Origin of the sequence: Mycoplasma zalophi, assembly GCF_018914005.1 — a bacterium.
GTDB lineage: Bacteria > Bacillota_I > Bacilli_A > Mycoplasmatales > Metamycoplasmataceae > Metamycoplasma > Metamycoplasma zalophi_A.
Map to the genome: position 1 here is coordinate 614,008 of NZ_JAHMHI010000001.1, position 24,101 is coordinate 638,108.

At 24.2% G+C, this 24,101-nt stretch carries 11 protein-coding genes; 7 read left to right on the forward strand and 4 right to left on the reverse strand.

The features are described 5' to 3' along the window. Positions 1–118 precede the first annotated feature (118 nt). Positions 119–10,540 carry a hypothetical protein gene (locus KQ877_RS02415; protein ID WP_216535951.1) on the forward strand — a complete coding sequence of 3,474 codons (10,422 nt, stop codon included), beginning with the start codon at positions 119–121 and terminating at the stop codon, positions 10,538–10,540. A gap of 126 nt (positions 10,541–10,666) precedes the next feature. On the opposite strand, the gene KQ877_RS02420 is transcribed toward KQ877_RS02415, so the two are convergent. Both KQ877_RS02420 and KQ877_RS02425 read right to left on the reverse strand, forming a co-directional pair. After that, positions 10,667–11,710, reverse strand: coding sequence for an MAG5150 family histidine triad lipoprotein (locus tag KQ877_RS02420; RefSeq protein ID WP_216535952.1), 1,044 nt, complete (start codon positions 11,708–11,710; stop codon positions 10,667–10,669). Positions 11,711–11,719: 9 nt separating this feature from the next. Further along, positions 11,720–13,513: an MAG3240 family lipoprotein gene (locus KQ877_RS02425; protein ID WP_216535953.1), complete on the reverse strand. Its 1,794-nt coding sequence runs from the start codon at positions 13,511–13,513 to the stop codon at positions 11,720–11,722. Between the two features lie 118 nt (positions 13,514–13,631). Here KQ877_RS02425 and KQ877_RS02430 point away from each other — a divergent pair, with 118 nt between their 5' ends. Genes KQ877_RS02430 through KQ877_RS02440 form a run of 3 tightly spaced genes read left to right on the forward strand, consistent with a single transcriptional unit; the run spans position 13,632 to position 17,978 of the window. Then, a complete protein-coding gene (locus KQ877_RS02430) occupies positions 13,632–14,636 on the forward strand; it encodes a ZIP family metal transporter (protein WP_216488300.1) in 1,005 nt (334 codons plus the stop codon). Then, positions 14,627–17,197 carry an OppA family ABC transporter substrate-binding lipoprotein gene (locus KQ877_RS02435; RefSeq protein WP_216535954.1) on the forward strand — a complete coding sequence of 857 codons (2,571 nt, stop codon included), beginning with the start codon at positions 14,627–14,629 and terminating at the stop codon, positions 17,195–17,197. Before KQ877_RS02430 ends, KQ877_RS02435 begins: the two co-directional genes overlap by 10 nt. Further along, a complete protein-coding gene (locus KQ877_RS02440) occupies positions 17,184–17,978 on the forward strand; it encodes a hypothetical protein (protein ID WP_216535955.1) in 795 nt (264 codons plus the stop codon). Before KQ877_RS02435 ends, KQ877_RS02440 begins: the two co-directional genes overlap by 14 nt. 256 nt (positions 17,979–18,234) lie before the next feature. On the opposite strand, the gene KQ877_RS02445 is transcribed toward KQ877_RS02440, so the two are convergent. Beyond that, the gene (locus KQ877_RS02445) at positions 18,235–19,323 is read right to left on the reverse strand and encodes a variable surface lipoprotein (protein ID WP_216535956.1); all 1,089 of its coding nucleotides are present in this window, start codon (positions 19,321–19,323) and stop codon (positions 18,235–18,237) included. Positions 19,324–19,583: 260 nt separating this feature from the next. Next, positions 19,584–20,564 (reverse strand): aspartate--ammonia ligase, encoded by a 981-nt coding sequence (locus KQ877_RS02450; RefSeq protein ID WP_216535957.1) that lies wholly within the window; start codon positions 20,562–20,564, stop codon positions 19,584–19,586. Positions 20,565–20,673: 109 nt separating this feature from the next. Here KQ877_RS02450 and KQ877_RS02455 point away from each other — a divergent pair, with 109 nt between their 5' ends. The 3 genes from KQ877_RS02455 to KQ877_RS02465 all read left to right on the forward strand — a co-directional run bounded on the left by KQ877_RS02455 (position 20,674) and on the right by KQ877_RS02465 (position 24,094). Then, on the forward strand, positions 20,674–22,503 hold the full coding sequence (locus KQ877_RS02455) for a multidrug transporter MATE (RefSeq protein ID WP_216535958.1): 1,830 nt from the start codon (positions 20,674–20,676) through the stop codon (positions 22,501–22,503). A 96-nt stretch (positions 22,504–22,599) separates the two neighbouring features. Continuing rightward, positions 22,600–23,439: a methionyl-tRNA formyltransferase gene (locus KQ877_RS04235; RefSeq protein WP_216488288.1), complete on the forward strand. Its 840-nt coding sequence runs from the start codon at positions 22,600–22,602 to the stop codon at positions 23,437–23,439. Further along, on the forward strand, positions 23,429–24,094 hold the full coding sequence (locus tag KQ877_RS02465; RefSeq protein WP_216488286.1) for a uracil-DNA glycosylase: 666 nt from the start codon (positions 23,429–23,431) through the stop codon (positions 24,092–24,094). The genes KQ877_RS04235 and KQ877_RS02465 overlap by 11 nt, the downstream gene beginning before the upstream one ends. Positions 24,095–24,101 lie beyond the last annotated feature (7 nt).

Genomic DNA, 24,101 nt, shown 5'->3' on the forward strand with positions numbered 1-24,101 from the left:
ACTTTTTAATTTAAAATAGTACATAAAATAAGATATTTTTTATAAATTTAACATAATTCATTATTATCATTTACAACTTACTTTGCTACTTTAAATAAGTGTTGACATAAGGAGAAATATGAAGAAAAATAATAAACGTAAGGTGCTTTCATTTTTAGCTGTTTCTGCAACTGCATTAACTGTTACTACAAGTACTTTTATTTTGGAAGAATCAAGATTAAAAAATCTTATAAAGATACAAGAGAAACTATGAAATGAGCTTGATGACTTTAAAAACCAAGAGTTAAAACATAGTGAATTTTTAACAAAAATAGTTCAAAATATTTTAGATGATAACCTTGTATTAAATCTTTTTTATGATACTTTTTCAAAAGTTCAAACTAAAATTGACAACCTAAAATTTGCTTTAGGTAATTTTAAAAATGTTGTTAATGATATGAAAAAATTAAATTTTGAAAAATATAATTCATTAAAAGAAGAAGTGGAACAATATTTAAAAAATACTTTACATTTTGAAGAATATAAAGAAATAAAAAAAGAACTTGAAGATACAAAATCACAAACCGATAGACATGTTAATTATGAATCAACTCAAAAAGAGATTGATTTACAAGTAAAAATACTTCAAGAAGCTTTTGAAAAAGCTAAAAAAGAGAAGGCTATTAAAGATAATGATACAAGATTAATGGCTTTTGCAGATTATGAAAAAGAATTAAGAAAATTAAATGATTTTATTAAAAATCCACTATCAGTACATGATTTTTATAACGATTTACATAAAGAAGAGGTAAATAACAGAAATAAAATAATTGAAAATATTTCGGTAGAAACTTCTTCATTAACTGATATTTTGGAAGCAAAACACAAATTAATAGAAGAACTCGAAACGGCAAAAACAAAAGCTCATAAAATATCTTGAGAAGAACTTCAAAAAGTTTATGATGAAGCAATAAAATATGCTAATGAAACATTAACCACTCCAGATGATATAAAAACTAAGGATTTATTATTAGAATATTCAAAGCAACAATATGATGCTGGGATAAATAATGAAGATTTTGAAGTAGTATATGCAAATATAAATAATATTTTAGATTATGTAAATGCAGCAAAAATTCAAAAACAAGTAAGTGATACTTTAAGAAATCATGCTAAAAAGACACTTGAAGAATCTCAAGACTTGGCAAATGATTTTATAAATGATTTCAGTGATGGAAAATATTCAGATATTAAAAAATATGTATCTGATATTTTAGCAACTGAAAGTCAAGGTACTGAATCAAAAACATTTGATAAAATATATGAATCTGCAGATAAAATAATTGAAGCTTTAGAAGCTAAAAAAGCTGAAGCACAGGCTGGTTATGATGCTCAAAAAGCAAAATTAAACAAAATAAAAGATGAATTAACAGATCCTAAATATGAATCAATTAAACAAGAAATTACTGAACTTCTTGAAAATAAAGATTTAATAAGAAATAATCCAGATTCAACAACCAGACAAATTTTAGATGCAACAGAAGCTTTAAAAAATTACGAAGCAGAAATTGAAAACAAAAAACAAGCAAAAGATGACATCAATGCTTCATTTAAAAATATCAAAGATTATATAAAAGAACACAATCACCCAGAAGACGCAGAGTCAATTCAAAAATTACAAGAAGCTTTAGAAAAAACACAGGAAGATGTAAAAAATTCAAGCAATTCTTCAGACATTCAAGATCAAAAAAGTAAATTAGAAAAAGTTTTTGAAGAAGTTAAAAAAGAAGTAAATGCAACTTTTGAAAAACGTGAAGAACAAAAAACTGAATATGATGAAGTTGTTGAAGATGTTAATGATTTACTTAAATTAATTAATGCAAACAGTTCAAAATATCCAGGTTTAGCCAATGAATTAACAACAACAGAAACAGAAACTGATAAAGTTGTTGATAAAAAAGATACTGAATCAACAAGTGATCAAATAAAAAAAGCAAAAGAAGAATTAAAAGCTAAACTAGATGAAGTAACTACCAAAAAAGATAAAATTGACTTAGATGAAGCGACTAAAGAATACAAAAAAAGATTAGGTGAAGTTGATACATATAAAAAAGATACTTTAACCGATAAATACCCTGAAGTTACACAAAAATTAGATGAAGCAATAATAAAAATTCAAAAAGATCTTAAAGAAATTCTTGATGATGCAAACGCATCACTAAAAGATAAAATCACAGCAACAAACACTGCGTCTTTAAAAGTTCAACAAGCGCTTGATACAGCAAAAGAAGAAAAAGAAGAAACAGATAAAAATCGTAAATTTAGAGAATTTGAAACTCTTAAAAATAAAGTTAATGATTATATAGACAAAAATTTAGAAAACAATAATGATTTTGATTTTATTAAAAATCCTTTAACAAAATCAGTTACAGATGAATCTAATTTAGTTGAAAAAAATCCTAATGCTAACCCACTTGAACCAAAAGAAGACATTGAAGTTGAAGACATTCAGAAATCAATTGACAGATTGACTAAAATTTTCAATACATCAACGGCTTTAAAAGATTCAAAAGATAATTATGACAAGCAAGTTAAAGCAGCAAAAGCTAAATTAAGTGAAATTCAAAAACCTGTTTTAAATAAGGATGATGAAGAACTTTATAATACTTTAGAAAATCTGTTAACAAAAAGTGAAGAATTTTTCAAAAATAACGATAATAAAACAAAAGAAAATTTTGATGAAAAAACAACAAAATTATCAAAGGCCATAACTAAAGCTGATGCAGAATACAATGAAAATAAAACAAAAAGAGCAAAAGCAAGAACCGATTTACAAGCAAAAATTGATTCAATTACAAAATATGTTCAAGATAATTTACAAGAAAGTCAAGGTGGAACTTTTGTTACAAAACCTGAACATGAACATACTGTTAATAAGATTTTAAAAGAATTAGCAGCAGCACAAGGTGTTAATGATAGTAATTCATCTACTGAACAAAATTTAATTGATGCATTAGATAAATTAAATTTAGATGAAAAAGTTTTAAAAGCATCAGAAATTTTTGATAAAAAAGCTTTAGAAGCTGAAAAATTTATAGATTCTCTTGAAAAAGACAAAGAATTATTATCAACAGATTCACAAAAAGAATTGATTAATACAACAAAAGCAAATTTAGATTCTGCTATTGAATTACAAAAATCAAATAAAACAAATTCAAATGCAACTGAAGAATCAATAACTAAAGCTACAAAAGATTTAGATAAAGCATTAAAAGACGCTAAACAACAACAACTAGACATTTTCCAAAATGCTTATGATAATTTATCTCAAAAAGCAAAATCATTATTAACTGAATTAGATGAAACTAATATAGAAGTGGCAAACAAACACCCCGAATATCAAGGAATTTATGACACACTAAAAGCAGTTATAGATTCAGAAGATCCAAAAGCACTTTCAACATCTATACCTAAACCAACAATCGAGATTTTAAAAGAATCACTTCCAAAATTACAAAAAGCATATGATGATGCTGTTTTAGCTAAATCAAAATCAGATTTTGATAAAGTTTATGGTGATATTTTAAATAAATTTAAAGATACAGAAGGTTCAACAAAATATCAAAATCTAAAAAATGCAGTTATAAAACATTTAGAACCACAAAAAACTATAAGAGATAATCAAGATTCATCAGCAGAAAAAATTAATGTAGCTACTGAAGCACTTGAATCACAAATTTCACAATTAGATGTAATTAAAGAAAAATTCGATGAATATTTAAAAGCATATAAAGTTTTAGATGACTATAAATCAAAATTAGAGGCTACTCAAGAAAATAATGATTACAAAGAAATTATTGATGAAATAGTTCAAAAATTAAATGACTATAAAGAATCAACAATACAAGATGACCAAAAATTATCAATTCAAACATATACTGAATATAAAAAACAACTTGAACAAACATTAGAAGATGCTAAAGTTAAAAAAGCTAAAAAAGATTATGAATTAGAATTAGCTAAAAAATATACAGATAATGATTTTGAAGAAAAACACAATGGAGCTAAAACTAAATACAATAAAGAATTAGAAACAATAAGTAACACTTTAGCTGAAGATCTTCAAAATGCACAAACATTTACTGAAAAAATAGAAGCATATGGAAAAGCACAAAAAGCTTTAAAACAAGCAAAAGCTAATGTAGAAAAAAACAAGGCAATTGATGATTATGAAAAAGCATTAACTGATACAAATACTTATAAAAATTTATTAACAGAAGATTATCAAAAGAAAATATTATATGATTTATCAACTGTTATAAAAGACAATAACAATGATACCCAACATATAAATAAAGAACAAAATTATGCAGCTATTTCGCTAAAAAGAATTAAACAAGCAACTAAAAACTTAGAAGATGGTTTAAAACTAGCAAAAGAACAAAATAAACTAGTAAAAACTCAAAAAGACATTTTTGATAAAAAAGCAGCAGAAATTGAACAAGCAAAACAACAATATCCAGATTCAGCTACTGAACTTCAAAATTCTTATGATGAAGAAGTAAGAAAATTAAATGAAAAAATTAATGCTAATCCACCTACAATAGATGCTAGTTCTTATTCAACAGCTTCTGATAATGTTGATAAAGCAATTCAAAAAGCAGCATATGATAAATATCAAAAATTATTAACTGAAGAAGTAAATCCTTATATTAATAATGATTTAAATGATAAAAAATACAATGATATAAAAACTGAATTACAAAATGCAATAAATTCACAGATTACAGAATCATCATCAAAAGAAGACATAGACAATGCTTTTGATAAATTAAATAAAGCTTTTGCAAAAGCTAAAGCACAAAAAAGCTTTGATGATACATATTCTGATATTTTAAGTGTAGTTCCTAAAGATGATGCAGCAGAAGAACAATCAATTCCAAAAGCTGATATTATAAAAGCTAAAATGATTAAAAAAATGTCAGAACAAAAAACTACAAGAGATAATGCTGATTCAACAACTGATGACATAATTTCTGCTAAAAATAAATTAACAGAAAACAATAATGAATTAAAAACAAATCTTGAAAATGTTGTTTCTAATTTTAATGAGTATAAAAATAAATTTAAAGAAGCATTAGATTATAAAAATAAATTATCAGATGATCAAGATGAAGCTAAAAAAATATTAGCTGATGCTTTAGAAGCATATAAACAAAGTAATATTTCAAATGACGATATTTTAAACCCAACAAAATATGAAGAATTTAAAAATAAACTTGACAAAGCAATTAATGATGCTAAATCAGTTGAAACTTCTAAAAATAATTACAAAATTGAAAAAGATAGCATTGTAGCAGATTCAGATTTTAATAATTATCCAAAAGCATTAGAAAAATATAAAGAAGCAGTAAAAAACATTACAGGTGACAATGGTTCACTTAAACAAGCTTTAGCTGCTGCAAAAACTCCTGAAGAAATTAAAAAAGCATATGATGATGCAACAGAAGCATTAAAACAAGCTAAAAATGATATTGCTCTAAATAAAGCTGAAGAAGATTATTTAAACACTGTTGATAAAATAAATAAATTTAAAGAAAAATTAAATGATAAAGATGCAAATGAAAAAGCAATCATTGATGCATTAGATAAAGCAAAAGAAGCTGCAAAAAATGCTATAGATGCAAAAACAAATACTAATCCACCTTCTGTAACAATTGAAGATTACAACACTCAAAAGAAAAACTTAGAAGATGTATTATTAAAAGCAAAATTAGATAAATCAAAAAATGATTATGAAAAAACAAAACAACAAGCTGAAGCAACTTCTAATGAACTTGAGGGAAATTATCCTGAAACAAAAGAATATTATGATGGTAAATTAGGTGAAATCCAAAAAGAATTAGATGAAAAACTTAAAAAAGCAGAAGAAGACAAACAAAAACAAAAAGAAGCATATGATGCAGCTAAAGAAGCAATTGAAGCATTAAATGAAACTTTAGAAGCTAAAAAACAAGAAGAACTTGATAAAAATAAAGCAGAGTATGAAGAATCAGTAAATGAATTTGAAAAAACACTTCAAGAAGCTGAAAATATTGGTGATAAAGACTTAAAAAATGAAATAAAAACTTTATTAGAAAAAGCTAAAGAAGATGCAAATAATATTTTAAAAACTGAACCTCTTACTGCTGCTAAATATGCAGAAGCTAAAAAAATATTAGATGATGCAAACAAATTAGCAAAAACTAAAGAATTTGATAAATTAAAAGAAAAAGTTGAAGAATATATAAATTCAGATTTAAACAACGATAAATACTCAGAAATAAAAACAAATTTAGAAAATACAAAAAACACACAAAATGGAATTGTTCACCCCGGAGATAGTCAAGGCAATCCAAACCCTGAAACAATTAAAAAAGCAATTGAAGATCTTCAAGATGCATTTGATAAGGTTAAAAAACAAAAAGCACAAAAAGACTTTGACGATGAATATAACACTTTAAGAAATAAAGGTGCTAATGAAGCTATTCAACAAGCCATTGAAAAAGCGGTTTCAGATCAAAAAGCTGTTAGAGATAATACAAATTCAACAACTGAAGAAATTAAAACAGCAACAAAAAATCTAAAAAACCAAGATATAGCCAATAAAATTACTCAAGCTAATGATTCTAAAACTGAATATGAAAAAGAAAATGATAAAGTTCTTTCAGGTGATAAACTAAATGAAAAATTTGGTGATAACGAAGAAGCTAAACAAAAATATTTAGATAAAGTATCAAAAATTAAAAAAGAATTAGCAAAAGCATTAAATTCTGAAGATAAATCATTAGAATCTATTAAAACAGCATATGACAAAGCAAAATCAGCACTAGAAAATGCAAATTCTGATGCAAACATTCAGCAAGAAATAGCATCAGATAAATATAGAAAAGCTCTAAGAGCTGCAAATGATAAAAAAACTTCATTAAATGATTCAGAAGAAAGTAAAATCAAAAAAGATCTTGGCGATGTAATAACTCCAAATACAATTGAAGAATCTGTAATTGATTCAACACCAACTAGTGACTTAGAAACAAAAACAAAAGCATTAAATGATGCAGTTACAAAAGCTAATCAAGAACAAGAAAAAATAAGATTAGCAAAAGCAACATATGATACTAAAGTTAGTGAATTGGAATCAGCAAAAAATACATATCCAAGTTATTCAAATGAATTACAAACTGCTATAAATAGTTCAAATTCTAGCTTGTCAGAAAAACAAAAAAATAAAACAATTGAATCTGGTGATTATGACACAGAAGTAACTAACTTACAATCAACATTAGATAAAGTTAATGCTAAAGATAATTTTGATAAAGAATATAATAGCATTTTAAACGCAGTAACAAATGATGCTAAATATTCAGCAATAAAATCTGCTGTAATAAGTAAATTAAAACCACAAAAAGATATAAAAGGTAATGCAAATTCTACAGTTGATCAAATTAACAAAGCTACAAGTGATTTACAAAAAAATAATACTATTGCAACTATAAATTCAGTAAAATCAGCTTTAAATAATTTAATTTCAAAAGAAAATGAACTTAAAAATTCAAAAACAAATACTTATAATGGCGATGAAGAAATTAAAAAATATATTGATAGCATAATTAATAACAATAATAATTTACATACTTCAATCACTGGAAATGATTCACTTTCTGTTAACTCATATACAGACAAACAAACAATAATAGAAAAAGCAATCCAAGAAGCACAAAATATTAAAAATAATAAAAATACTTATTCTAGTTCTTTAAGTTCTTTAGAATCAGAAATAAATAAAATAACAGGATCTGGTAGTCAAAAATCAAAAGAATTATTAAATGCTGAAAAACAAAAAATTATTGATAAATTAAATTCAGACATAACAAGTGCAAATAATGATCCTAAAAAATTAAAAGATGCATATAGTAATGCAACTACAAGTTTAAATAACTTAAAAGACAGAATAGATTGATATAAAGCAATTGGAGAATATGAAAGAAAAAGAGAAGAAGTTGAAAACTATAAAAATAGTTTAACTGGACCTCAATATAATAAAGTTAAAAATGTTGATTTAACAAATGCTATTTCTAATGCTGATACAGAAGTAAATAGAAATAATAATTATAATGGTAGAGATGTCACTGTAATTAGAAGTAAAATTTCTTCATTACAATCTTCAAAAGAAGCAGTTGAAGCTGAAGTTGCAAGTATAAACACTAATAAACAAGCATATGATGCTACAGTTACAAAATATACTACATTTAAAAACGATACAAAATATGCTGAATATAAATCAGATTTAGAAACATTTTTATCAAACAAACAAAATTCATTAACTGAAAAACAAAACAATAATACAATTCTTTCAACTGATTTTTCTTCAGCTAAATCAGAATTAGAGAAGAAAATGAGAGATGTGTCTGCATTAAGATATCAAAAATTAAGTAAGACTGTAGAAAGTTATGTAAATAATGATTTAAGCAACAATTATTACAAAGATTTAAAAGAAGAACTTGCAAGAACAAAAAATACAGAAGATAGTATTTCTCTTATTCCTGCACATAATCCAACACAGGAACAATCTGAAGGATCATATTCAAGATTAGATACTAAATTTAATAATATAAAAACAAAAAAACAATCTCGCGATAATGCTATAAATCAAATGAATGCTTCTAGAAATAATTTCCAAACAAAAAAATCTTTAATATCTGCTCACTATAATAAGAATATTAATATAGATAGTTGAATACAACAAAAAATTCAGAGCATAGAAAATTCAGTTACAAGCGCAGTTAATAATGGTACATTAAGCGATCAAACATTTACTAGTGCTAAACAAGCATATGATAATTTAGAAAAAGAAGCATATCAAGAAATAGCAAAACAATTAAATACAAAAATTGAAGAAGTTCTTTCAGATCTTGAAAATGATAGAATAGTTGAAAGTCAATCAAACTATTCAAAATTATCAGAATTAAAAAATTCACTTTCTCAAGTAGATTACAATAGTTCAAATTATGCAGACACTATAAAAAATATTTATGATGAAGCAATACAAAATATTAAAAAAATTAACGATAATAAAAAAGAATATGAAAAAGAACATAAATTAGCAGTTGAAAATCTTAATAAACAAAAAGAATACAAAGATTTATTAAAATCAGCAGAAACTAACCTTAAACCCGTTGATTCTTCTTGAGGAAAAAGTTTTAATCCAATCCCTCCTAGAAATGATCATTCAAATTATTTAGTTCCAACAGATATAAATTATTCAATTAGAAAAGATAAGCAAGAAGTTGCAAAAATGTCTAGTAAAATGACTAAAGAATATAATGATTTAGAAAATGATGTTAATAGTAAATCAATAGCAAGAAATAAAAATTCAAAATCTGTAGATATATTAAATAATTTAAATCTTAAATTTATGACTGATAATTTAGATATTTTTGTTGATGATACAAATAAATTTATAAATGTTACACAATTAGATAGCAACGGTTTTAATGGACGTCAAAGTGACAAAACAAATATAGAAGGTTTTTCACGACTTGAATCAACTAGAAATTTAAGTGGAAATTTAGATAAATTTAAAAATGACTATAATGCAAACAAAGGTGTATACTTGCGCGATAAAAAGAAATTAATTAGTGATTATGTAAATTATAGAAATACTTTCTATAACTCTGTTAATTTTTATGAACAAGAAATGTATGGATTAAAAGAAGTTCTAAAAAAATATATTGATTATAATGAAGATGGAACTCCAGGAATTTTTGTTAAAAAATTCAGAGAATTATATGGTTATTTACCGTTTATAGCGGGTTATGAATCATGACAAAATAAACTTAAGGATATGCACAAAATATTATTTACATCAACTAATATGTATTATCAATTTGATTATTTCCAATATAATAATGGAGCACAAACTTTAAATTTAACATACAATACATTAGCTGATTATTTAACTAAAGTTCAACCTAAACCAGCTGATAACGGTTGAGATTATAATATTAATAATGTTTTATATCAAGTAACTACAGAGTGGCATAAATTACACGCAAGGTATAAAAACCAAAAAACTACTGTAGGTGAAAATGTGGGGTATTTTATAAGTGATTATCAAAATGCATATATGAAATTAAAAGGTGATAATACCTGATATGCGATAAATGAATATGTGAGAAAAATGTTGTGAGCTGTCTTTCAAAAATTTAATCCAAGCAGTGGACAAGTCTCACAAAGTATAGAATACAAAAGATTAAAACAAGATTATGAAGATTTAAATAGAGTATCTTCGTTTAGCAGAAGTAAAAATCCAAACCAATTACAATACAAAATTGCTCAAACTATAGAAAATTATTTTTCATTCATTGATAAGCATTTTGATGCTTTAAATCACAAACCAAATGACTATAAACAGTTAGTATTTTGAGATGCAAAGAGTTCTGATGCAAAGAGTATTGTATTAAATATTCCTACTTTAGATTACTACGAAGGTAGTGGAGATGCAGGTTTTAGAATTCATTAAAAATAAATAATTAATTTTAATATAAGTTAAATTGAGAAAAAACAAAAATATTTTATTTTCGCACTGTGTTAAATCTTAATAAAAAACCAAGAACATATTTTGTCTTGGTTTTTTCTATATTAAAATCTAATCTTCAAATTCAACACTGTTTTTAGATAATCCTAATTCATTAACAAGTGCTTCTAAGTTTGTTTTTATTTGCCCTAAAATAGCGGTCGAATCTTTTTGTAATTTAAAGTCAAGCGATGAAGAAATAGATTCAGAATTTTGAGAAATTAATGTTTCTAAATTATTTTTTAATAATGTAAATTTTGTATTTATTTCTTCTGATTTTTCATTATTTGCTTTTATAATAAGTGGTTTAACTGTGTTATTAAATGTATTGATTATAATATCTTTATTTGTTATGTTGTTATTTTGTTTATTTATAACATTAATAAAATCATCTACTCATTCAAGACTTTCATAGTATAAATTAGCAGCAGCATGTGAATGATTATGTTGATTTGAATTTTGTGGATTAACATCTTGTTCATGTAAATGTTCTTCTTCTGTAAAGTGATCCGGATCTACTAATGTGTGAGTAAAGAAAATTCAAATATTTCTTAAACTACTTTGTAATGTATCATTTTTTATATTTTTTTCCTCTAGTTTATCTTGTATATTTTTTAAATTTTCAAAAAAATCATTATTTTTGTTATTTAAAGCACTTATATGTGTTCCCATAACTAACTCTAAATCTTCAGATATATCTGCTAATTTATTTAATGAAGTTGCATATTCTGATGTTTGGTCTTTTTTAACTTTTTCTGGAATAGTTAATCATGTATTTACATAATTTGTAATTGTTTGTTTTTCTTCTTCATTTAAATTATTACTTTTTGCTATTTCTGTTAAACTATTATTTAAATCTTTTAATGAGTTTGTAAAAGCTTGCGCTTTAACAATAAATTTATCTGCATTAACTTTAATTTTATTAATAACAAAATTTTTTGCTACATTGTAATTTTCTTTTAAATTTTCATAATTTTTAAATTCACTTGTTGTTTGTTTCTTATTTTCAGTATTTTCTTGTGCACAAGAAGCAGCAATTGCAGGAACTGAAATAGCTGCAATTGTACTTATTGTTAGTAAACTAAAAGCAAAAAGTTTCTTGTTTGTTTTTTTCATTTTTTCTCCTTAAAATGTAAATGGTTCTTTCTTTGTTTGATCATAACCCTTAAAACCATTTCATAAAATTATTTTATTTTGATTTTTTTCATTGAGTAATTCTATTTCTTTTGAATTTTCATAAGCAATAAAGTGAAATTTTAAAGCAACTTGACCCGCTGAATATGGTGTATCAGCAATTTCCACTCTTATATGATTTAACATTGTGTTAATGTCATCTTTCTTTGTATTTATTGCATACTGTAAAACAAATAAATTTAATCATGTTTGAAAGTATTTAAATGCTTCTGAATCATATGTTAATCATCCTGCTTCAAAATTACTTTTAATATTATTATTTCATAAACTCAAATTGTAAGGCATTTTAATGTGTTTAATTGCTGATTGATCAATTGATTTTAAAATACTTTTAAATAAGTCTGATTCAAAAAATTCATTTGCATTTATACCTGTAAAATCTCTTTTATCTTGATTGTTTACTTTTAATTGAAATGTATCATTTTGTAAATTAAATTTTTCTAGTTCGGGATTGAAACTTTCAAATATTAATTGGTTTTTTATTTTATTAATTAGTGGTTTCATTTTGTGACCATGATCATCAAAATCACTACTTATTCATCAGAAATATTCTTTTGAATTATCTTGATGAATAACTTCGATTTTAATTTTTAACAATTGCCGTGTTCCAAAAAATTCAGCAATTTCACTTGAAACAAATCGATATGCTTTGTCAGTGGTCTTTTTGTATTCTGGAACCTCTAATTCAATTAAATCACTATGTGTGTTTAAAAAATAATTTAAACCGTCAGCACTTACAAACTCTGGGCTATATAAATCACTTACAAAACTATTTATATCACTAACTGAATAAATGTTATTAAGCTTAAATTTTAAAATTGGACTAACTAAATATTCATTAAAGAGTTTTAGATCATCAATATTTTCAAATACTCCAAACTTAGGATCATTTAAATAATTTTTAAAGCCAAATAAATAAAATTTTTTATTTTTGTTTTCTTCTGATAATAAATTATTGTTATCTTTATCAAAACATTCTAAAGAAAAACTAATCATATTATCATTTTTATCTTCTAAAAAATCATCTTGATTAATTTTAATATTTACTCTATAAACGTCAGTATTAAAATAATTTATATATGTTAGTAAAAGGGTTTCTAAAATTTTTTTTTGCAAGGGATTATTTAATCATGATTGTAATCTAATTGTATTTAGGTTATAAAAATAACCGTCAAAAAATTTTAAATTAGTTACACTTGCTCATGTTCCATTTTCCATGTCATCTATTATTTTATAAATTAATGTTTGAATATCTGGAAATGGTTTTAAACCTATTTCAGAGTATTTTATATTATAAACAGTTGGCAAAGTATTTGTGATTCATGGTAAGTAGTTTTTTGTGGTTTTAACTATATTTTTATCAAATTGTATAAAAAAATCATTTATGTCTATTTTTTGTGCATCTTGAGTTTTTATCGCATCAATAATTTTTTCTTGTCCTATTTCAATTCCTAAATCATTTGTTTTAGGTTTTGTTTGTTCAATAATATTGTAAAAAGTATTATCATTATTTAAATTTTTTATTTCTTTATTTAAAAAAGGATAAAAATCATTTAAAATATTGATTTGTTTGTTATTAAATGACATTAATAAATTTTTATCTATTATTGACTCATCTATATCTTTAGCATCTTTATTTACTGGATTACATGACATACAAGCAAAGACACCGATGCTAGATAATGGTAAAATATAACCTAAAAATAACTTATTTTTTTTCCACATGATATTTCCTTGCTATAATTTTTGCAACTATTAATTTTGCAATTATTATTATAATATAATTAAAAAAAATTTGGTAAAATATTGTAAGTTATTGTCAAAAATTATATAAAGGAGAGTTATGTTTTTTAAGGAAATTGATTTTAATAATAATCTTGAATTAACGATTTTAATAAACTTATTAATTTATTCATTTATATTACTTGCGGCTCCTGTTGTTGTGTCACTAGTACTAAGTGCAATTAAACCAAAATTTTCTAAACACAAAATGATTTATCTTTATGCATTTAGCACTGGAATGTTTTTAATAATTGGTTCAGCAGGTTTTATTAAAGAAGCTGTTTTAAGTCTGGAAACCTGACTTCATACAAGTGGTGAAAATGGTGGATTAATATTAACGAATGGTGATGTTACTAAAGAACAATTATATATGGCGGTTATTGTTGGGATAAGCGCTTTAATTGGTTTAACTTTAGTTATTCTTTGAAGATACATTTCTATTAAAAAACATAAAGGACATATTCATGAATCTCATGAAGAACACGGACATTCAGATCATATTATTTCTTTTACAGATATAGATAATCCTAAAGCTGCTTGAATAGCTATTTTAATGCTATTAATTCATAGAATAATAGATGGACTTGTTTTAGGTTTAAGCGTTTATCAAATGACGAGTATAAATTATACAAACCCTAATATCGGTTTAATAGTTACATTTAACATCCATATTTTAGTTGAAAATATTATTATTTATTATCGCCAAACTCAGTACGGTCAAACTAAATGAAAAGCAATAAGATATAATTTATATACAATGTTATTAATAATTCCAATTTTGTTTTTTGGAGCATTTTTAGGTAAGTATTTAGATTATCAAAAATGAGTTATACCATCACTTCAAATTATCGGTGGAGTAATTATAGTTTTTACTGCTATTTTTGAATTAGTGCCTGAATTTATTCACAATAGAAACTCTTCTGTCAAAGTCCTTTATACTACCTTTGCTTATTTTGCGACAAGTGTTATCTTAACACTTGTAATGCTTTCATTCCATACACATTTACAACCACCAACAATTTCAGGTGAGTCTATAGAAATTCAAGGGATATTACCATGAAGTTAAAAAAAATATTTTTAAGTAGCATATTATTATCAGCTCCTATTGTGGGGCTTTTTGCAGTTAGTTGTAAAATTAATAATTTTTTAGAAACTAATGATCAATATATTGAAACATATAATTTTCCTAATGACAGCAGCAATTTTTCAATTTATAACAAAAATAATATTTCTAAAAAAATTAATAATTTAATTTCTACTAAACTATTTAGAATAGTATCACAAGACAAACCTGTAATTGATTTTGTAAATAACAAAATTTTAAAGCCTTCAAAAATGTTTTTAAAATTTGAGCAAGCTTCAAGAATACAAATAACTTGAAATAGTGATGAAAATGATGCTATGCAAGAAGAAATTTCAGTTTTTGATAAAGATACAATTAAAGACGTATCGTTTGATAAATTACCAAGCGGAGATCCTGTTAACCCTGATACTTTTATTGAAGAAGATAATCCAACTACTGGATATGATAATTTATATAAATTTATTGAAAGTGATGACCCTCGTTCAATTAATAGTAAAACATTTAAAAAAGCTTTAAAAAATGCAAAAAAAATTGAAATATTTGTTTTAGATAATAAAAATCCTTGATTAGATTCACAAGGTAATAAAACAAATGAAAATGTTAAAATTCAGGATTTTAAACTAGGATTTTTAAGATCAATTATGTTATCTAAAACAAGTAGGCAAAAAATATTAAAAAATCCTAGTTTAATTTCACAAGATATACAAGTTACCCAAAATCTAAATCATTTCAATCAAGATGATATTTTAGAATACTTAAAATCTAATAATATTAATATAAATTCATTTTTAGATCCAAAATTTGTAAAAAGTGACACACCACTTACTTTTGAATTAGAAACAGATGGAAGCTTTTTAACTTCAGATTGGTCAGATGTTTTTAGAAATTTATTTTTATTAGATAATGTAACGGATGCTATTCCAAGTTTTAAATTTAGCTTAGATTTTTATTCAAGTGATTTAAAAAACTATGATTTTTTATATGAATATGGCAAGACATATCAAGATTTATTTTATTCTAGTTATTATTTTGTAACAAATAATACATTAGATAATATAAAACTATATAAAAATAAACATTATATTAATAATACAAACTGACAAAATCAATACCGGTTAAATGAAATTAATTTCAAATTTAATGTTTTACCAATTAATTCACAAACTTTTAATATTCAGGCATTTAACGCTTTTAATCAAAATTTAAATAGTAGTCTTAATTTTAATAATTTAGATGAGTTACAAAAACAAGATATTATGAATAATTTTGAAAATTACAATCTTAATTATTTTAAAAACTATGAAATGTATAATAATCAAATTCCTTTAATTATCAATTTATTTCCTCATTCTGATACATTGTTTTTTAATAATGCATTTAGTGAGTTATATTTCGGATTAAATAAAAATGAATTAAAAAATGATTATCTGATTAAACAAACAGTTACAAAAGACACTGTTGTTTTTAGAAGTTTAATTAATAATGTAATAAATCCTTATGTTTTAAGCAGTTTAAAAAATGCCGATGTTTATCTTTCACAAGCACCAAGTGGAATTTTTATATCTGCTAATGATAATGAAAATACTAATTATAAAAATTTAATTGATGCAGCGCAACAATTATCAAAACAAATAATTTTTAATAACAATTTACAAAAAATCAATAAAACAACAAGTTTTGAAAATAAACAAAAAGCTAAACAATTAGATAACATAACAAATTACAATAAAGCTTTAGAATCTGTTGATTTTTACCAAATTAAACAAATTTTAAAACCAATTTTAGATAATTATTTTAATCTTAATAAAGACCAAGATAATGTAAATTGAACAATTCCATTGGATAACAGACAAGGTCTTTATTCAGTTTCAAAGCTAACCAATTTTATTAAAAATACCTTTAAAAATTTAGACACAAGGCTTGAAGTAGAAATAAAATTAATTGAAAATGATGATCAATATAATTTATATTTTAAAAATCAAAATAGTATTTATAATGAAAATAATTTCCAAATTTCTACAACAGATACAAACGGTTTTTTATATAAATATTTAACTCAAAACAATTACAAAAATTTATTGCAATTAATATATATTTGAGATGTTGTAAAAAATACAAAAGCATATCCAGAAATTAATCAATTCATAAGAAACTTACAAACAGAATTTGGATTTAGCAATTATTCTTATACAAATAAAATGTTTGATGAATTTAAGTATTCAGATTTTGAAAATTTTGAACAATTTATTCAAAAATTTAACACAAATAGTTTTAGTTGAAATATAGAAAAATTTAATAGTATGTTATTATCATTTATTACAAATTATTCAAAAAGAAACATAACTTTTACTATTGTTAATTTAATAAATGAGATAGCAAATGCGCTTAGCTACACAATAGGAGTCGGTAATTATGTTTCACTTAATAATTATTCAAAAAATTTACTACAAAAATACATAATTAAGCCAGCTTCATATTACAATTTAGAATATTTACAAGATATATTGATTTTAATTGAAAGGACAGAGAGTGACAAAAAATAAAAAAAAGTGAATTTTATTAACCTCAATTTCAGCGGTTTCTTTGGTTGTAATACCTTCTGTATCTTGTGCTAAAGACACATCAAATCAAGAAACTAATGTAAGTGATTTGCCTTTAAGTCAAATTCAACAAATTTATGATTCATTTGAATTAAATATAAAAAACGATACACAAACTTCATATGAAGAATTTTTAAAATTATTTCAACAAAAATATAAAGAAAATAATAATGATATTTATAAAACCCTAAAAGATTCTGAAATATCAAATATCGTTTCTTCGAAATTAATGGATATAAACAAAATGCAACCCGGGCATAAATTAATTATTAAACCTGTTTTTAATTCAAAAACTAAACAGTTTGCATTAAATATAAAAGTTATGCATATTCAAGGTGGATACATTGAAGGAAAAGAAGAAGGCAATAATACAATAGCAAAAGGTGAGTTTAGATTATTTTCAGAAAATGACAAAAGATTACAAAAAGAGTTTCTTGATAATTACGTAAATAATTTAATTTTTAAATTAAAAGAAAATATATCTATATCAGAAGTATTACAACAAATTGATGACACAAAATTAGATGATTCTTCTTATATTTATAACTTATTTTCACAAGAATTAGGCGATAGAGTAACTTTTAGTTTACCATCATTAGAACGCCCTCATGATACTATTTTAGCATTTAATGTTGAAAAAACAGATCAAGTAAAGTTAGTTATTTTATTAAAAAATCAATTTAACTCTAATGTACTTTTTAAACAATTTAAGATTTTAAGTTAAGTTTAAAAAAAGCCATAACAATGGCTTTTTTTATTACTTTTTTAAATAAAAAAACTCTCTTTTTCTTATTAAACGAAAAAGAGAGGTACATTACATATTTAGATTTGTAATACATGTTGAATCAAAATTTTGATCCCTTGCTATCCACCTTGAATTAACAGGTTGGCATGCGTCATCGCTGCTAAGCTACGCAACTCTGAATGTTTTGCTAGATTATTATAACATAATTAAAAATTTTTTGCAATTAAATTCTTAATTAGTTTGTTTTTTCAACTACAATTCTTTGCCCCTTAACTATTAATCTATGTCCTGGTCATTCAATTTTTTGTGATTGACCATTTTGTGGTTTATATGAAAGTGTAATTATTAAATCTTCTGAATCTTTATGTTTTAGTATTGAATCTAATTTAGTTATTGTTATACTAGCATAATCTTCTTTTGCATTTACAATGGCTTTAATAGGTCAAAAACCTGTACCTGGTTTTGCAACCGATAAATAAAACTCATAATTTTTATAGTTTTCGTTTGAATTAACACCTTTTATTGTAAATACTAAATTCTTTGCATTTGCATAAATGTAGTCCACTTTAAATTCGCCATTTTGAAAGCCATTAACATTTTGATTTATTGACTCCCCTTTTTGTTGATTTAAATTTTGTGTTTTATTTTTTTCATCACTTATTTGTTTTTTATCTTTTTGAGTTGTATTTTCTTTAGTTTTTGGTTCTTGGGGTTGTTTTTGAACATTATCTGGATTTGAAGATTCTGTACTTTCTTTTTGTGTACTTGGAGATTCTTGAGTATTTTTATCATTTTCAATGTTCGGTTTGGGTAATTTATTTTCGGATTTATTTGATAAAGAATTTTCTGGCCCAGTTTGCTGTGTAGAATTTTCCTGTTTTTTAGGTTTGTCTAATTGTTTATCACTTGCCATTTTATCGATATGCCCATTATTTTGATTATTTGAATTTGAATCTTGCTTAGGTTGTTGTGGTTGATTTAAATTATTATTTAAATTTTGATTTTGATCTAGTTTTGGGGTTTGTTTTAAATTACTATTTGAATTTGGTGTTTTAGATTTGCCCATTTTAGTATTTTTTGTTTGATTTTGAGTATTTTGTGGGCTTTTATTATTTTTATCTGTTGAGTTTATTGTATTGTTTGTTTTTGGTTGTTGTGGTATAATAATTTGTTTGTTATTTTTTTGTTTTAATTGATTTTTATTTGTCTTATCGCTTTTTTTTGATTCTTGTAAATTTGGATTATTTTGAGTACAAGAAATCGCTATAAACGGTATAGTCATTGACAAAGGCAATAACAAAATAAAAAACTTATGTTTTTTCATATAGTTCCTTTTTTATATTAGTAATTTATATTTTTAAAATAATTTTTAAACTTTAAAAACAAAAAATAAATTGTAAAAATTAACGAATTTAAAGCATTTAAAAATTATTTACAAAATTATACTAAAAAGTAATTAAATTTACAAAAAAATTTTTTTTCAGTGTTTTTTGAGTATATTTCAGTAAATATATTTAAAAATAGTAAATTAATAATTATAAAAAATAAATAAAAATGCCTTTGTTTGGCATTTTTTATAATTATTTATAGTAAATTAATTCCCTTAGTTTGTAGGTTTTGTCTGTATTCATCGGATCAAATACTTACCTGAACCTCTCCGATATGTTGCTTTTCTAATAAAAACATCGCAATTCTACTTTGCCCTATTCCACCACCAACTGTGTAAGGGAGTTTTGAATTAATAATATTTTTATGATATTCACTGATACTTTCAATTTCTTGTTTGCTTGTTTTATATTGATTTAGCATCGCTATATCATCTACTCTTATTCCCATACTTGAAATTTCTAAAGCACAATCATTAGGTGCATGATAAACAATTAAATCTCCATTAAGTGTTCAATCATCATAATCTTTTGCACGTAATGAATGAGGTTTTTTATCAGCTAAAGGATAACCTATTTCTGTTATAAATACTGCTTTATGTTTTTTTACTATTTCATATTCACGATCTTCAGGTGATAAATGAGGATATAAATTTTGTAATTCAGATGAAGAAATAATAAATAAGTTTTTAGGAAGTTTTTTAGATAATTGAGAGTATTCAGATCTAATTTTTTTCTCAGTTGTTTTTAGACATTCAAAAATATCTTTTGCTATTTTTTGCAATGTTATTTTATTTCTTTCTTCTCTTGCAATAATCAATTCTCAATCTCATTGGTCTACATATATACTATGCAAGAAATCTAATTTTTCTTCTCTTCTTATTGCATTCATATCACAATATAAACCTGTGTGCATTTTAAAGTTGTAATTTGCTAATGCTTGTCTTTTTCATTTTGCAAGTGAATGAACTATTTCTAGTGTATGATTTAAATCTTTTGCTTCAAATATAACTGGTTTTTCACCATTTAAACCATCATTTAATCCACTTATTGATGTTAAAAATAATGGAGCTGATACTCTTACTAAATCTAATTTCTTGGAAATAGAAGTTGAAAAAACGCTTTTTAATTTTGCAATTGCATATTGAGTTTCGTTAATGTTTAATAAAGGTTTATACATTTTTCTCCTTTTCTTTTAAATTCTACTAAATTAAATATTTAAAAATAAAAAAATTATTAATTATTTATTTCATAGTGATAAAATAAATCATTATTAGAAAGAAGGAAAAATGTCTGCGGTAATTTCAGAAAATAAAAAACAACAGCGTGCAATTCAATTGTTTGAAAAAACACCGATAAAAAAAGCTATTTTTATTGTTACAATACCTGGTATTTTAACGATGCTAACAATGGGTCTTTATGCGTTTTTCAATCAAGTATTTATTTTAAATTTTGTGCCTAGAACAATCGGATTATTAAATGGTGACCTAGTTTCAAATAGTGATAAATTGTATTTTTATTTAGACAGTGCTTTACCACAATTAAATCGTGAACAATTTGATTCTATGTTTAATTTTTATACATCCACACTTCCTAATGGCGAATATATTTCAACCATTTCCAGTGACGTTATGGCTTCAATTTCAATGAATGCTGCTTCACCTTTTTTTATTAGTGCAAATGCTGTTATATTTTTAGTTCCAATGGGTTCAAGCGTTTATTACACAAAATGTATTACAAAAAAAGTAGAAAGAACTGGAAAAGATCTTTGAGCAACTACTTTTTGAAGTTCATGTGTCGTTGCGTTATTTACAACCTTATTAATGTTTATTTTTATTTGAAGTAATTTAACTGGTCAAATTGTAAGTCACTCAAAATTTAATTCAGCAAGTTTAACTTTATTAAACGATGAATTTAAAAATGCTTCATTTGCAACAGAATCTAATTTATTACCCTCACATATTTTCCAAGGATATTATGATGCAAGCCGCAAAATGGCAACTTCATGAGTAAATACTTATTTATATATTTATGGTTCAGGAAGTATTTTACAAGCTTTATATTTATTATTTAGTTATTTATTAAGAGCAGAAGGAAAAAATAGTCATGTTATGATTTGAGCAATTGTTGCAAATATCATCGGACTTGCTTTTGATGCTGTATTTATTATTGTTTTAAAAATGGGTATTTTAGGTGGTGCTTTAGCAACATTAATTGGTTGAGTATTTAACCTTGGTGCATATTCAATTTATGTATTAATTGGTAATAAACAAAATACAACGTGATTAAGTTATAAACATTTATTACACTTTAAATTTAGATGAAGATTATTAATGCCTATTTCCTTACTGGGATTAAGTGCTTTTGTAAGAACTCTTGGGGTGGGATTAATTAATTTAATGATAACTTTACTTTTAAATAATCTTCCTTTTAGCGATGGATTTACTAATGTTTATAACTGAGCAAAAGCAGCTCCAAGTATAACCTTATTTGCTTTAGCTTTATTTGGTATAAGTGATGGTGCTGCTTCCTTACTAAGTTACAACTATACACAAAGAAATACTCAAAGAATAAGACAAATATACTGAGGATCTTTATTAATTGCTGCAATTTATGCTTTATTAGTTTATATATTAGTTGCTTCTTTTGCTAAGTATTTTGCAATTTCTTTATTTGTTCCTGAAAACAGATTAAAAGACGTTATGCTATATATGCGAATTAATATGCTAAGAATGATTTTTTATAGTTTAGCTATTGGGGGAATATTATTATTTAGAGCAACTAATGATATTAAAATGTCAATATTAGTTGTTTCTCTTGAAACATTTATAACATTTTGATTTGTGATGGGAATTGCAGTAGGAGTTGGATTTGCATTATTTAATAACGGTTATCCAAATAGTCAATCTAGTTTAGTTGTTAGCGTGGGATTTGCATTGAATGGACTTGTAACAGGAATTATAAGTTTTATATTAAGTTTAAAATGACTATACAAAACACTGCCAAATATTGATAAAAAAACAAAATTAACTTGAAGTTTAAAAATTGAAAATAATTTTTTTGAACATGCTTATAAATTAGAAGAAGAATATAAAAAATCTCTAATTACAAATAATTAAATAAAAGGCATCTTAATAGATGCTTTTATTTTAAAAAAATAAACAACTTTGTTATTTTATTTGCTTTATATATTAATTAATTTATAATTTGATAATATGAAATTACTATTAGCAGGAACAATAAAATTTAGTGCAAAAATTTTCGAACATTTAATTAAAAATTATGAAATCGTCGGAATTATTTCACAACCAAATAGAAAACTAAATAGAAAAAAAGAACTACTAGACACCGAAGTAGCTGAACTTGCAAAAAAATATAACATTAAATTGTTTCAACCAGAAAAAATATCAGAAATTTATGATGAATTATCAGATTTAGACTTTGATTTTTTAATCACAGCAGCTTTTGGACAATTTATTCCAACCAAGGTTTTAAATTTAGCTAAAATAGCTTCTATTAATATTCACGGTTCATTACTTGAAAAATATAGAGGAGCAGCACCGATTCAGCATGCATTTTTAAACAATGAAAAAGAAATGGGAATTACTTTAATTTATATGACTAAAGAAATGGATGCAGGAGATATGATCGCAAAAGCTAAATTTGAAGTCCAAGAAGAAGATACAGCACTAGAAGCATATGAAAAAATGGCAGATTTAGCAATTGAAAATATTGATTCATGATTAGAAGGGTTATATACAAAAACAATTTTAGCTACTAAGCAGGATATTTCAAAAGTAACATATGCACCAAAAATTTCAAATGAAGAAGGTGAAATTACTCAAGATATGACCAAAAAACAGGCTCTTGCAAAAATTAAAGCATTAAACAATCAACCTGGAGCATTTTTATTTTTAAATCAAAAAAGAATAAAAGTGTTTAGAGCAACAGAAAAGAAAATCCAAAGCCCCTTAAAAGTTATGTTTAGTGATGGTTATTTATATTTTTATGAATATCAATATGAAGGTAAAAAAATTGTAAAACATGAATTATAATTTACAAAAATTTTTAGAAGAAGAGTCACAAAAAGAATACTTTATAGATTTAGAAAAAAAATTACAAAATGAAACTCGACCAATTGTACCTGAAATAAAAAATTGATATAAAGCTTTTGAACTAGATTGAAGTAATGTAAAAGTTATTATTTTAGGGCAAGACCCATATTACACAAAAGGTACTGCGGACGGTTTAGCATTTAGTACAAATGATGCAAAAACTCCTTCATCTTTAAAAAACATTTTTAAAGAAATAAAAACAAATTACCCTGATGCTACTTTTGAAACTAACAGTTTAGAATATTGAAAACAACAGGGAGTTTTGTTATCAAATACAAAGCTAACAACTATTTTAGATAAAGCACTTGCACATGAAAAAATAGGTTGAGAAATTTTTGTAACTAACGCAATTAAAAAAATTTTAGAATTAAATGAAAATGTTATTTTTTTAAGTTTTGGTCAAAAAGCACAAAAATTTATTGAAAATTTGCATCTAGATCAACATTATATACTGCAAACATCACATCCCTCAGGATTGAGTTGTTATCGTGGGTTTTTAGGTTCAAATATTTTTTTAAAGGCTAATTTAATTTTAAAATCTATAAATAAAAAAACAATAGATTGAAGTACTAAAAAAGTAAATTCAATTAATTAAGGAGATA